Source organism: Bacteroides sp. 2201st1_D9_2201SCRN_220225 (assembly GCF_040928965.1).
Classification (GTDB): Bacteria; Bacteroidota; Bacteroidia; order Bacteroidales; family Bacteroidaceae; genus Bacteroides; species Bacteroides stercoris.
Window position 1 is genome coordinate 21159 of record NZ_JBCODG010000001.1, and the last position, 12611, is coordinate 33769.

Annotated in this window: 14 protein-coding genes; 6 read left to right on the plus strand and 8 right to left on the minus strand. The window is 48.4% G+C overall.

Going from position 1 to position 12611, the window contains the following annotated elements:
- Positions 1-35 precede the first annotated feature (35 nt).
- The 4 genes from AB5903_RS00060 to AB5903_RS00075 all read right to left on the minus strand — a co-directional run bounded on the left by AB5903_RS00060 (position 36) and on the right by AB5903_RS00075 (position 2621).
- Positions 36-347 carry a DUF4491 family protein gene (locus AB5903_RS00060; RefSeq protein ID WP_005655575.1) on the minus strand — a complete coding sequence of 104 codons (312 nt, stop codon included), beginning with the start codon at positions 345-347 and terminating at the stop codon, positions 36-38.
- 97 nt (positions 348-444) lie between these two features.
- Positions 445-909 carry an Lrp/AsnC family transcriptional regulator gene (locus tag AB5903_RS00065; protein ID WP_005655574.1) on the minus strand — a complete coding sequence of 155 codons (465 nt, stop codon included), beginning with the start codon at positions 907-909 and terminating at the stop codon, positions 445-447.
- Between the two features lie 241 nt (positions 910-1150).
- Positions 1151-2014 (minus strand): FKBP-type peptidyl-prolyl cis-trans isomerase, encoded by an 864-nt coding sequence (locus AB5903_RS00070; protein WP_016660893.1) that lies wholly within the window; start codon positions 2012-2014, stop codon positions 1151-1153.
- A 13-nt stretch (positions 2015-2027) separates the two neighbouring features.
- The gene (locus tag AB5903_RS00075; protein ID WP_005655571.1) at positions 2028-2621 is read right to left on the minus strand and encodes an FKBP-type peptidyl-prolyl cis-trans isomerase; all 594 of its coding nucleotides are present in this window, start codon (positions 2619-2621) and stop codon (positions 2028-2030) included.
- A gap of 196 nt (positions 2622-2817) precedes the next feature.
- On the opposite strand from AB5903_RS00075, the gene AB5903_RS00080 reads away from it, so the two are divergent.
- Positions 2818-3516 (plus strand): NAD-dependent deacylase, encoded by a 699-nt coding sequence (locus AB5903_RS00080; RefSeq protein WP_005655568.1) that lies wholly within the window; start codon positions 2818-2820, stop codon positions 3514-3516.
- 109 nt (positions 3517-3625) lie between these two features.
- Here the strand turns inward: AB5903_RS00080 and AB5903_RS00085 are convergent, their stop codons facing one another.
- Positions 3626-4372 (minus strand): glycosyltransferase family 2 protein, encoded by a 747-nt coding sequence (locus AB5903_RS00085; protein WP_005655566.1) that lies wholly within the window; start codon positions 4370-4372, stop codon positions 3626-3628.
- Positions 4365-5630, minus strand: a complete 1266-nt coding sequence (locus AB5903_RS00090) for a glycosyltransferase family 4 protein (RefSeq protein ID WP_016660891.1) — start codon at positions 5628-5630, stop codon at positions 4365-4367. Before AB5903_RS00090 ends, AB5903_RS00085 begins: the two co-directional genes overlap by 8 nt.
- A 226-nt stretch (positions 5631-5856) precedes the next feature.
- On the opposite strand from AB5903_RS00090, the gene AB5903_RS00095 reads away from it, so the two are divergent.
- From AB5903_RS00095 to AB5903_RS00115, 5 genes are all read left to right on the plus strand, one after another.
- Positions 5857-6708: a hypothetical protein gene (locus AB5903_RS00095; protein ID WP_272709998.1), complete on the plus strand. Its 852-nt coding sequence runs from the start codon at positions 5857-5859 to the stop codon at positions 6706-6708.
- Positions 6705-7457 (plus strand): NTP transferase domain-containing protein, encoded by a 753-nt coding sequence (locus tag AB5903_RS00100; protein WP_117907260.1) that lies wholly within the window; start codon positions 6705-6707, stop codon positions 7455-7457. The genes AB5903_RS00095 and AB5903_RS00100 overlap by 4 nt, the downstream gene beginning before the upstream one ends.
- A 230-nt stretch (positions 7458-7687) precedes the next feature.
- Positions 7688-8731, plus strand: a complete 1044-nt coding sequence (locus tag AB5903_RS00105) for an N-acetylneuraminate synthase family protein (RefSeq protein WP_005655560.1) — start codon at positions 7688-7690, stop codon at positions 8729-8731.
- Positions 8728-9591, plus strand: coding sequence for a glycosyl transferase family 2 (locus AB5903_RS00110; protein ID WP_117907259.1), 864 nt, complete (start codon positions 8728-8730; stop codon positions 9589-9591). Before AB5903_RS00105 ends, AB5903_RS00110 begins: the two co-directional genes overlap by 4 nt.
- Positions 9592-9629: 38 nt before the next feature.
- Complete coding sequence (locus AB5903_RS00115) at positions 9630-10127, plus strand: HAD family hydrolase (protein WP_016660886.1); 498 nt, start codon at positions 9630-9632, stop codon at positions 10125-10127.
- A 41-nt stretch (positions 10128-10168) separates the two neighbouring features.
- Here AB5903_RS00115 and AB5903_RS00120 read toward each other — a convergent pair whose 3' ends face one another.
- Positions 10169-11170: a glycosyltransferase gene (locus tag AB5903_RS00120; protein WP_016660885.1), complete on the minus strand. Its 1002-nt coding sequence runs from the start codon at positions 11168-11170 to the stop codon at positions 10169-10171.
- Positions 11160-12611 carry a lipopolysaccharide biosynthesis protein gene (locus AB5903_RS00125; RefSeq protein WP_195657868.1) on the minus strand — a complete coding sequence of 484 codons (1452 nt, stop codon included), beginning with the start codon at positions 12609-12611 and terminating at the stop codon, positions 11160-11162. Before AB5903_RS00125 ends, AB5903_RS00120 begins: the two co-directional genes overlap by 11 nt.

Consider the following 12611-nt stretch of genomic DNA (forward strand, 5'->3'; position numbering starts at 1 on the left):
CAAGCGTTTCAGATAAAAATGCGAATGCTTTTTGTTTAGAATTTATATGTTCGTTTAGGATTCTTGGGAAACCACCCTTTTTTTACCCGCTCTTCTTGTTCAAATACTTCTTTAATGGTCCAAAATGAAGAGAAAGCGAATACACCTAGCAGTGAGGCTACCAAAATATTGTCGGTATACAGTGAAGCAATGGCACCGCCGATTCCCAACAATAGGAAAATCCACCAGCATTTAGTTCCCCAATAATATTCGGCTTTTACTACTATGGGGTGGAAGATGCCTATGATAAGGAAAGTACAGATACCGATTACAAGTCCTGACAGGTGATATTCGTTTAAGAAATCCATATTTATATAAAGTGATAAGGTGATGAAATCATGGGGTTATGTCAAAACAAATAATAAGTGTTTTTTGTTTCGGCACAACCCCATTGTTTTATTTATCTTACTTTTCCGGGCAAATAGGAATTTCTTTCTTGATGCTTTGTTCCAGTGAAATTAATGTTTCTGTTGCAGTGACGCCGGGGATTTCCTGCATCTTGTTATTCAGCAAGTCCATTAGGTGTTCGTTGTCACGCGCATACACTTTGGTCAGCATGGTGTACGGACCGGTGGTAAAATGACATTCCACGATTTCGGGAATCTTTTGCATCTCGGTAACAACAGCCTTGTACATGGAGCCTTTTTCCAGTTTGATTCCTACATAAGTACAAGTCCTGTAGCCCAAAGACTTAGGGTTTACATGGTAGCCGGAGCCGACAATAACGCCCAAATCAATCAAGCGCTGTACGCGTTGGTGAATGGCGGCACGTGATACACCACATTCAGCAGCTACATCCTTAAAAGGAATACGGGCATTTTGGGAAATGATTTCCAGAATCTGCCGGTCAAGATTGTCTATTTTTTCCATAATAGTAAATAAGTAAAGTTCTTGTTCTTATCAAATAGTAAGCAAATATAGGACTTTATTTTAATTTATCTATAGAATGGAGCGAAAAAAAGAATAAAAGTGATAATACGATAAAGTGATAGGGTAATAAGGTGATAAAGTGATAATGGATGACAAGGTGATAAAGTGGTAGGGGGATAATGGAATAGGGTGGTGAAGTATCGTCGCTTCACCGCCCTATCGCTTTTATGGCATGATCGTTTTATTTTTCGATACCTACCAGTTCCACTTCAAAAATCAGAGTAGAGAACGGTTTGATTGGGCCGCCGGTTTCTCTTGCGCCGTAAGCCAGTTCTTGCGGGATGTAAAGTTCCCACTTAGAACCTACAGGCATCATAGTGAGGGCTTCTGTCCAGCCTTTGATAACTTGGTTGGCACGGAACGTAGCAGGTTCTTTACGCTTGTAAGAGCTGTCGAATTCGGTTCCGTCAATCAGCGTACCTTTGTAGTTTACTTTTACTTTGCTGCTATCAGCGGGGATTTCACCGGTTCCTTTGGTGATAATTTTATATTGCAGACCGCTCGGAGTGGTTACAACACCTTCTTTGGTCTTGTTTTCAGCAAGGAATTTTTCACCGGCAGCTTTGTTGTCGGCGTATTTCTTTTCCATGGCTTTAGCCTTTACTGCATCCATCTGGGTCTGCATGAAAGTCTGAGCTTCTTCTTTGGTCATGATGCCTTTGCCTACAACTCCGGCAACGAAACCTGCCAACAGGTTTTCACGGCTGATGGTTTGTGTAGAGTCTCCACCGAAAATCTGTTGGTTGAAGCCTTCTACCCATTGCTTGCTTACCATCTGTCCGATTTGCAGACCTGCCATGTAAGCAACGTCTTTCTTGTCGATTTTGCTTGCACCTTCGTTGAAACCTTTCAGGAAGTCTGTCATTTGAGTAGAATCGATACCCTGCTGTGCGAGATATTGATCCAGGCCTTCGGTACGTGCCATACCGATGGCGTAAGATAATGAGTCAACGTCTGTTTTGAGGTTCGCTTTCGGGCTTTGTGCAGTACAGGATGCCAAACCGGCAGCTGCTGCAAGAGCCATGATAAATGTTACTTTTTTCATTTTGCTTTTAAAATTATTTGTTTAATACTTTAAGTAGTTCCACTTCAAAAATGAGTGTGCTGTGCGGTGGAATCATCTCACCTGCTCCCTGGGCGCCGTAAGCCAGCTCGCTGGGGATGTAGAGTTTCCATTTGGCGCCTTCGGGCATCAGTTGCAGGGCTTCCACCCAACCCGGGATTACCTGGCTGACGCCGAATGTGGCAGGCTGGCCGCGCTTGATGGAGCTGTCGAACAGCGTTCCGTCAATCAGCGTACCTTCGTAGTGGCATTGTACCTGGTCGGTAGCTTTGGCATAAGTGCCTGTGTTGCCTTCGTTGATAACTTCGTACTGGAGCCCGCTGGGCAGCGTAACCACTCCCGGGCGTTTTTTGTTTTCTTCAAGGAACTTCTTGCCGGCCTCGATATTGGCGGCATTCATTTTCTGTTCCAGTTCTTCGAAGTACTTATTTACTATTTCGCGGGCTTCCGTATGGCTGATAGCCGTCTGGTTGCCTTCCAAGACATCTTTGATTGCTTGTGCAAAGTCATCTACTGCGATGCCTTTAGCACCCATACTTAAAAGATTCTGACCTATTCCAAGGCCGATAGCATAACTGAATTTATCCATAAAATGTTTTTGTTGGCGGCTGAAATCATTTCTTTTCCAGCCTATTGCAAATTAATGAATGGCAAAAATACGTCTTTTATTTGAATGATTTTGTTTTTTTCAGATTAAAAAATCTTAGTAAGTGAAAATAACTTCCCTCTTTTGGGGTATTATTCATACATTTGTATGACTATATGAACTTTAAGGAGATATAAAGATGAAGAACTTGGTTGTTTTGTCCGGTGCAGGTATGAGCGCCGAGAGTGGTATCAGTACTTTTCGCGATGCGGGCGGACTGTGGGATAAATATCCGGTGGAACAGGTGGCGACTCCCGAAGGCTATGCCCGTAATCCGGAGTTGGTTATCAACTTTTATAACGAGCGTCGCAAGCAATTGCTGGATGTAAAGCCGAATGCCGGACACATCGGGCTTGCAGAGCTGGAAAAGGACTTCAATGTAACGGTCGTTACGCAGAATGTCGATAATCTGCACGAGCGTGCCGGAAGCAAACGCGTGATTCATCTGCATGGCGAGCTGACAAAGGTCTGCTCCAGCCGCGACCCTTATAATCCGCACTACATAAAGGAACTGAAACCGGATGAGTACGAAGTGAAGTTGGGAGATAAAGCCGGCGACGGTACTCAGCTTCGTCCGTTTATCGTTTGGTTTGGCGAGTCGGTTCCTGAGATTGAAACGGCTGTGGATTATGTGGAGAAAGCGGATATATTCGTCATTATCGGTACTTCGATGAATGTATATCCGGCTGCCGGATTGCTCAACTATGTGCCTCGCGATGCCGAAGTGTACCTGATAGACCCTAAGCCGGTGGATGTACATTCCATGCGGCAGATACATGTAATTCAAAAAGGAGCATCGGAAGGTGTGCAGGAGTTGCGCTCGTTGCTTAAACCTTAGGCGTGCCGTTCACAGTCTATGTATGTGCCACTTTAATGGCACGCTTATGCCTATATACTGGCACAAGATTGCCAATGAAGTGGCACATACAATTTTCAAGCTGTACGGATTATTTTTTCAGTACCGCCCTCAGTACGAACCAGGCATGATAGGCTGCCGTGCTTATCAGACCGTAATATTGCGCCATAATGCGGAAACGTTCTTTAAGCGAGGCTTTCCTGTTTTGGGTAGTCATGCCCTCGTCCAGATAGTCTATTATCGTGAGGCGGGTATTGTGCAGCGTGTGTGCCTTTTTCATGATGCGGATGCACCAGTCAAAGTCGGCGGAAAAGCGGTACTTCAGGTTATACGGTTCTACTAAAGTGCGTTTGGCAAAGAAGGCCTGATGGCAGACAAGCATCCCTTGTCTGAAGCTTTTCCATGTCAGCGTTTCCGGGGCGGAAAGACGGCGCATACGTACGAAGTGTCCTTCTTTGTCCACCAGGGCCGTTTCACCGTACATCACATCGGGCAGCTCGCTTCCCGGCAGCGTATGTACCATTTGCTGCAGCGTATCGTCTTCGTGGAAGCTGTCGCCTGCATTAAGGAAGCAGAGGTAATCGCCCGTAGCCAGTCGGATGCCTTTGTTCATGGCATCGTACAGGCCTTTATCGGGTTCGCTTGTCACCTTTGCGATGTGATCCTTATAACGGTCTATGATAGAGAGTGTCTTATCCTTCGACGCTCCATCCACAATGATATACTCCACGTGGCGGTAGGTTTGCGAGATAACGCTCTGGATGGTATCTTCCAATACAGCCTCGGCATTGTAGGTCACGGTAATGACGCTGAACTTGGGGGTGGGATGGTTATGCATTTCTTCCGGTGACTTTGTTGTACAGGTCAATATATTTCTTGGCGATGGCGCTTTCCGAATAGTGGGTGACGGCCTTCCGGCAGGCCTGCTCGGCGAGGCTGGGATAATCCGGGTCGGTCAGTGTCCAGTAGATGCCGTTGGCAAAATCCTCGGACGACTTGTATTGCGCCACGTATCCGTTGTGCAGGTGGTCTATCATTTCGGGAATGCCGCCCACGTTGAAGCCGACGCAGGGAATGCCGCATGCCATGGCTTCCATAATCATGTTGGGCAGGTTCTCTTCCAGCGAAGGGGTGACGAAGAGGTCTACCGCATTGTATATGTTTACCAACTGGTGTTCGTTGCTCACAAAGTCCAGCGGATAGACCTTGAAAGGCAGCAGGTTGGCCAGTTGCTGCGACTCTTTGCCGAAAACGACGACACCGAGCTCCGTTTTCAGTTCGGGGTGTTTTTCCGCCAGCAGTTCACACGATTCTACCAGATAGTCTATACCTTTCCGTTTGTCCGTTATCTTTACCGAGCCGAACAGTACGAGTCTGGCGTCCTGCGGCAGTTGGCATCTGTTGCGTGCTTCTTGCTTGTTGTGCGGCTTAAACAGGTTGGTATTGATAGGGTTGGGGATGCAGGTAATCGTGTGTCCGGCGAGCAGGGCGCTTTTCTTGGCCAGTCCTTCCAGCCAGTGGCTGCACGTTACGAAATTGATGTGCCGTCCCTGATATAGCTCCTGCTTCTTGCGGAAGGTCCGGTAGGAGAGGTCTTTTCTGCTGCCGTTGCCGTGGATGAAAGGACAGTTGCCACACTCCTGCTGATAGCGGGTGCACTCGCGGGCATGGTGGCAGATGCCGGTGCACGGCCACATGTCGTGCATGGTCCATACTACGGGTTTGCCCGATGCAAGGATTTTCTCAATATTCTTCAGAGATAACATTCCCTGGTTTATCCAGTGGAGATGAATGACATCCGCCTGCTGGAACTCCGGAAGAGAGGTAATGTCCGTACCTGTATTGGCGATGTCCACGGCAAAGATATTCTCCTTTTTGAAGCGGTTGGCTTTCCATATGACGATACGCTCCCATACGAATTTCCATATCATGCGCCAGTTGTAGTTTAATGAAACCACGGTGATTTGGTCGGTCTGCTTGTCACGTACCAGAAGTTTGGCCTTGATGCCGTTGTTCTTGAGCGACTCCATCAGTCTGCTGGCCGCTACGGCTGCCCCGCCGATGCGTTCGGATGTATTGATTAATAGTACTCTCATTTTTGTGGAATGTTTGGACAAAAGTACTGCTTTTGCCGCTTTCTGCTCTATAAATCTTTTATTTTTTTAGTCTGTAACCGCTAAACTCCCTATCTTTGCCGAGGTTAAAAGCTCGTAATGCCGGGAGCAGTGGAGATGTTGCGCTGAGCAACGGATTGAACGTCGTGGAAAACGAGTTTTTCGCCGGAAGAAACCTGGAGTTCATCGGTAGAAAATAAATGTGAATATGGGAGATAAAGGAATGAAAAAGCTGGAGCAACTGTGGCAGACTTTCCTGAGTGTGGTGAAGATTCTGTTACAATCCAAATGGCGTACGCACCTACCATCGTCGTTCAGTAATCCGGAAGAACTGTTGATACTTGCCAACGGTCCTTCATTGAACCGTACGGTTCGGGAAACTCCGGACTTTGTACAGGGCAAGACGCTGCTGGCGGTGAATTTCTGCGTTACTTCCCCGATGTTCGAGCAGCTTCGCCCGGAGATATATCTGATAGCCGACCCTCTGTTTTGGATTGTTCCCGAGAAGCGGGTACAATTGTTCCGGACGCTTGCCGAAAAAACCGCTTGGCCGATGAACCTGTTTATTCCCGCCCGTGCTTTGAAGAATAAAGAGTGGCAGCCTATGTTGGCGGGTAACAGGAATATCCGCCTCTGCATTTACAATACCACTCCGATAGAAGGTGTGCAGGGATTCTGCAACTGGGTATTCGCTAAGGGTTGGGGTGTGCCCCGTCCGCACAACGTACTGATTCCTTCTATTGCCATCGGGTTGCGTCTGCCTTTCAAGAAAATTTATCTGGCAGGCGCCGATCACTCCTGGTTGCCGGAAATCACGGTGACGGACGACAACGTGGTACTGATGCACCAAAAACATTTCTATGACCAGAATAAGTCGCAGGCGGCAACGGTGACGCAGGAGAATCTGCATAGCGCACGGCTTTATACGATACTTTACCACATGTATGTGGCCTTTAAGTCCTACTTCGTGCTCGAAGCCTATGCGCGCCGGTTGGGCAAGGAAGTGATCAACGTTACGCCGGGCAGTTATATAGACGCTTTTAAACGAATGAAAGTATGAAAGACGGAATCATCATTCAGGCACGTACCGGTTCTACCCGGTTGCATAATAAAATACTGCTCCCTTTCTATGGCGGGCAGCGCATTATCGACATTTTAATCGGAAATATCAAGCAGGCCTGCGCCGATAAGACTATTGTGCTTGCCACTACCGACCGTCCGCAGGATGATATACTGGCAGAGGTTGCCCGCGAAGCAGGTATCTGTTGCTACCGGGGAGACGAGGACAATGTACTCGACCGCTTTATCCGGGCTGCCGCAACATTCAACCTTGACCGCTTTATCCGTGTCTGTTCTGACAATCCTTTCCTGCGTCCCGACAGTTTCCGGGCTTTCTTCGAGGAGTACGATGCCCGCCCGGCAGATTATATCGCTTACGGTTTTGCAGACGGCCGTCCCACTATCAAATCTCATTTGGGCTTGTTTGCCGAGCTGACGACTGCCGATGCCCTGCGCCGTGCAGCCGCCGCTACGCAGGAAAAACTGTACATAGAGCACGTTACGATTTATCTCTATACACACCCCGAAGCGTTCAGCGTTCGCCTGCTTCCGTTGCCCGATGAGCTGGAAGGGCGGTTGGACCTTCGCTTTACGCTCGATACAATGGAGGATTTCACCCTGTTGCAAGAGCTTTACGTCGCTTTCTGCGAGCAGACCGACCACAGCATCCATGCACTGCTCCGGTTGGTGGAGGCACATCCGGAGTATAGGGTCAAAATGCTGGAAAATATAGCGAAAAACGAGAAATAAGCTCCGGCTTTATCGCAGGGAGACTTCTTGGAAAAGGAAAAAAGATTATACTGCCGGGAAGAGGCCGGCAACAGTCGCTGACCGGACTCCATTCAGCCACTGACTGAAAGGGGATGGCTCCCTGACTGAATGCCTTTCACTCCCTGACTCATTGTCCCCCTTTCTACAGTGTATTGTGGCAGGGAAGGAAGATAGATTTGATGATAGTAAACAAAAATAACAGTTGCCGAATGAAGAGTACATACATTATCGGAGAAATAGGACAGAACCATAACGGTTCCGTCGATATCGCCAAGTTGATTGTCGACTTGGTGTCACGTCCCGTACGCGAAGAAGTCTTTAATCTGGAACTCCGTCCTATGGACGCGGTAAAGATGACCAAGCGGGATTTGAATGAAGAACTGACCGATTCGCAGATGAACCGTCCGTACGACTCTCCCCACTCTTTCGGACGCACCTATGGCGAGCACCGCGCTTATCTGGAACTGACGGACGAGGAGCATTTTGAAGTTTACAAGCATGCCAAGTCATTGGGCCTGGACTTCGTGGAAACACTGTGCTCAAAAGGCTGCATGTCTTTATTGAAGCTCTTTACGCCCGACCGCCTCAAGGTGGCAAGCCGCGACCTTACCAACCTGCCGTTGCTGGAAGTGATGGCAGAAACCAGGATTCCTATCATCCTTTCCACCGGTATGGCAGGCAAGAAGGAACTGGACGATGCTTTGGAGGTTATTACCCGTTATCACAACGATATATCCATACTGCACTGTGTATCGCAGTATCCCACTCAGCCCGATAACCTGAACCTGAGAACGATAACTTATCTGAAACAGCATTACGGACAATACCATATCGGCTTTTCCGACCACACCATTGGCATTGCCGCTCCGGTGGTTGCCGTAGGAATGGGTGCGGAGATTATAGAGAAGCACGTCACCATTGACCGCCGCATGAAGGGAACAGACCAACAAGGTTCTTTGGGACCGGACGGTGTGAACCGCATGATTCGTGATATCCGCATCGCCGAGCATTGGCTGGGCAGGGAGGAATTGTATATCGACCCTGCCGTCTCTGCCGCCAAGGTGAAGCTGGAACGTTCCATTGCTACGAACAAGGCGCTGCATCCCGGCGATATTATCACGGAAGAGGATATTCACCTGCTTAGTCCGGGCGACGGCTTTAAGTGGGCAGAACGAGATAAGGTGGTAGGCCGTCGGGTACGGAAGGAGATACCGCGTAACGAGATTATTTATCCGTCATTGATTGAGGAATGAGACTGCTTGCCGTTGTTGTACTTTATCATCCCGGTAAGGATTTGACCGGGAATATCAACAGTTATCTGCCGCAGGTGGATAGATTGCTGTTGTGGGATAATACGCCCGGAGGCGGAAAGGAACAGTTGCCCTTGTCGGGCGTCACTCATCCGGAGCGTCTGGAATATAGGGGTTGCGGGCGGAATGTAGGCATCGGTACTGCGCTGAATGATGCCGTGGCTTATGCCCGCGAGCATGGATATACGCATCTTCTGACATTGGATCAGGACAGTTACTTCCTGCCAGGAGCTTTCCCGGATTATATGGCTGCCATCCGGAGTTACGGGGAAGAAAAGCGGGTTATTTTCTCCGTCAATTATTTTATAAAGTCTCAGCAGGCTCCGCTTTATCCCGTTGCTGACAGGGTGGATGAGGTCTCTTCCGCCATGACTTCCGGTACTGTTTATCCGGTCGGCTTGTTCGAAGAACTGGACGTTTTTATGGAAGAGTTGTTTGTATGGGGCATCGACTGCGAGTACTGCTGGCGTGCAGCGCGTAAAGGAGTACGGACGGTTTGTTTCAAAAATATCCTGTTGCAACACGATTTGGGGTATCAGAAGAAGAAACACCGCTTGCTGGGTAAGGAGGTTTTTCCGAACGAGTATCCGCCGGCACGTACTTATTACAATGTGCGCAATGGCATGGTACTTCACAGACTCTATCCTGAGAGCCTGAACCTGAAAGCCCATTTACGCTACCATCTATATAAACGGATTGTCTTTGTGCTGTTGTATGAAAAGCAGAAGATAGCCAAATGGAAAGCTCTGTGGGACGGCTATCGTGACGGAAAACGCGGTAAATTGGGAGAGCGTGGGCAATAGATATTCTTACATTCTTAATCTTAAAAGAAATAACAGGCATGTTACCGAAATTAGTTATTACCGATATTGACGGTGTATGGACCGACGGCGGAATGTATTATACTGCCGAAGGGGACGTTATGAAACGCTTTTCCGTGAAAGACGGCTGGGGAGTGATTTTTCTGCGCGAATTAGATATACCCGTTGCCATTATGACCGGCGAGAATACGCAAATCGTGCAGAAGCGCGCCGATAAGCTGAAAATCGACTATTGTTATTTAGGGGTCAAGGATAAAGTGGAGCAGGCTGAGGAGTTATGCCGCGAGTTGGGTATTTCGTTAAGTGAGGTTGCCTTTATCGGTGACGACCTGAATGATTTGCCACTGCTGCGTCTGGTGGGTTACAGCGCCTCTCCCAGCAATACGCCCGAATATGTGAAGCGGGAAGTAAAGTATGTAACGGCCGCACATGGCGGTTATGGAGCTTTTCGCGAGTTTGTGGAGAAGCTGCTGAGCGATAACGGTGTGCTGGAAAAGACGGTTGGGAAATTCCTGTAATGTCCTCTTTGCGTGTGGATGGGTCGTTTTCGCCGGACGTGTCAGATATGCGGTAACGGTATCACTCTGGAAACGGCGGCTCTTCCCCGTTTCATCATGCCTTTGACAAATCCTGCCAGCCTTTGTGTGGTTGATTGCGGGCGGGGCAATTCCATACGTTTCACATCTTCCATAGTCCACTGCGGTTGATATTGCAGAAGCCGTTTTTCCGTATGCTCTATTTGTTCTTGCTGTCCTTTGCCGGTGTAATGGCGGATGAGGTTCAGGCATATCTGCGCATGGGATTGCCGGAGATTGTCGTATACGTCAGTCCTTCTTTCTTTAAAATAATCCATTAGCAACTCCCGGACAACGAGTGCGATGTCCAGTTTCCGGTCTGTTCCGGCTTCACTCCAGATTGCTTTTCCGTGTTGGCGGTAGACAGCCATCGGACGCTTTATATAATGTATCTTCCCGAATTGTGCATTCAGCAAATGTATGGCATAGTCGTAGGTGCTGACACGGGCAAACCATTCGGGCAGTTCGCCAAACAAGCCCCGGCGGAACAAGGCGGATACGTTGGAGATGTAATTGCTGCGTGCAAGGTCTGATATGTCTGTATCCTGCTTCTGCCCGCCATTGCTGAGGCTCTTGGTTCCGCGGTCTTCGTAGTAGTTGATAACCCGGTGAAAACAGGTGGAATAGTCGGGATGCGTATCCAGAAAATCTGCCTGGATTTGCAGTTTCCGTTTGTCTGTCCAGAAGTCATCGCCCTCGCAGATGGCGATATATTGTCCCCGACATTGGGCGTAGGTTTGTATGAAGTTCTGTTGCAGTCCCAGATTTTTCTTCCGGTTGAATAGGACGATTTGTTCCGGGTACTTTTTTTGCCAGTCTGCGCAAATCGTTCCCGTACAGTCCGTACTGGCATCGTTCCCTATGACCAGTTCAAAGGGGAAGTTTGTCTCTTGCAGCATTACACTGCGGATGGCCTCGTTGATGTAACGTTCCTGATTGTAGGTGAGCATCAGGACGCTGACTTTAAGTCCGGTATTATTGTTCATGTCCTTTTTTCTTTCGTATTAATTCCAGCGAGTCTTTCAGTATCTTCGAACCGGTGATATAGGCCGTACCTATATAAATGACCGTGCCGGCTGCCGCTTGTGTGACGAGCAGTAGCAACTGGTTCTCTATCCATCCGCCAATGGGCAGTAGCAATAAGGTCATCAGAATGCTGAGTCCTGCATATGGCAGTAAATCCATAAGTTGCATGGAAAAGCGGTATCCCGTGTAATGGGCGGTGTAAATCATATTGATAATGTATACCAGCAGGCGGGTGACTACAAGGCCTGCTACCATCGTCAGCACATCTTCCCGATAGGTAAGCAGCACTACTGCCACGGTGAAGGCTATCTTGTAATATTCTATTTTAAGTATGCCGTCCGAACGTCCGCTTACTTTAATGAAATTATTGTTGATGGCAGTCAGTATGGTGAAGCAACCGCCAAGACAGAGCAGTTGGAAGAAAGGAATGGAAGGCCACCATTCCTCTTTCAGCAGCAAACGGATAACGGGACCTGCCGTAACGAACAGACCTGCCATGATGGGGAGTGTGATGAATGCCGTAAAACGGATGGTCTTGCGATAAGCCCTTATCAGCCTTTCCCGTTCGTTCTGGATGGTACTGAATATGGGGAAGGTGGCATTCTGTATACTTCCGTAAATCAGGCTGACACCCATATCGCACATTTTGTTTCCTTGCGTATAATATCCCAATTGTTTTTGCGGAAACAGTTTGCCGATGATAACGGAATAGATATTCAGGAAGCAGGTATTGATAAGGCTTGCCAATAACAGGCTTGAAGCGAATCCGAACAGTGACCGTATGACTGCGAAGCGGAAAGTCCGTTGCGGACGCCAGTTCTCGCGGCTCCATAGCAGGGTGGCGCGCGCTGCTGCCAGTATTACCGGTTGCAGGGCCAATGTCCATACTCCACAGCCGGTCAGTGCCATGGCAAGCGAAGCTATGCCCGAAACCGTCATGGAGTATAGGTTTATTTGCGTCAACGGCTTGAAGCGGATTTGCTTGTTCAGTATGGTGCTTTGTATGATAGTGAGCGCATTGATGGGAAGTGCCAGAAAAATGACAGCCGACAGTTCCACCAGTTTGGGCTGGTTAAAGAAGCGGGCTATCAGCGGGGAACAGCCCATCAGCACTCCATACAGCAGGATACTCATTCCCAGATTGAACCAGAAGACGGAACTGAACTCTTCTGCAGTCGTCTCTTTCTTCTGAATGAGTGCGGCACTGAATCCGCTGTCCAGTACGATATTGGCAATTGCGCTGAAAATGGCAAGCATCCCTACCAGCGCATAGTCTTTGACGGAGAGTATATTGGCTACGAGGATACCGACAATAAACAACAGAACTTGCTGGCCCATACGGTCCAGCAAGTTCCAGAGCAATGCTCCTATTGTTTTTTGTTTCAGTGAAGACTCGCTCAT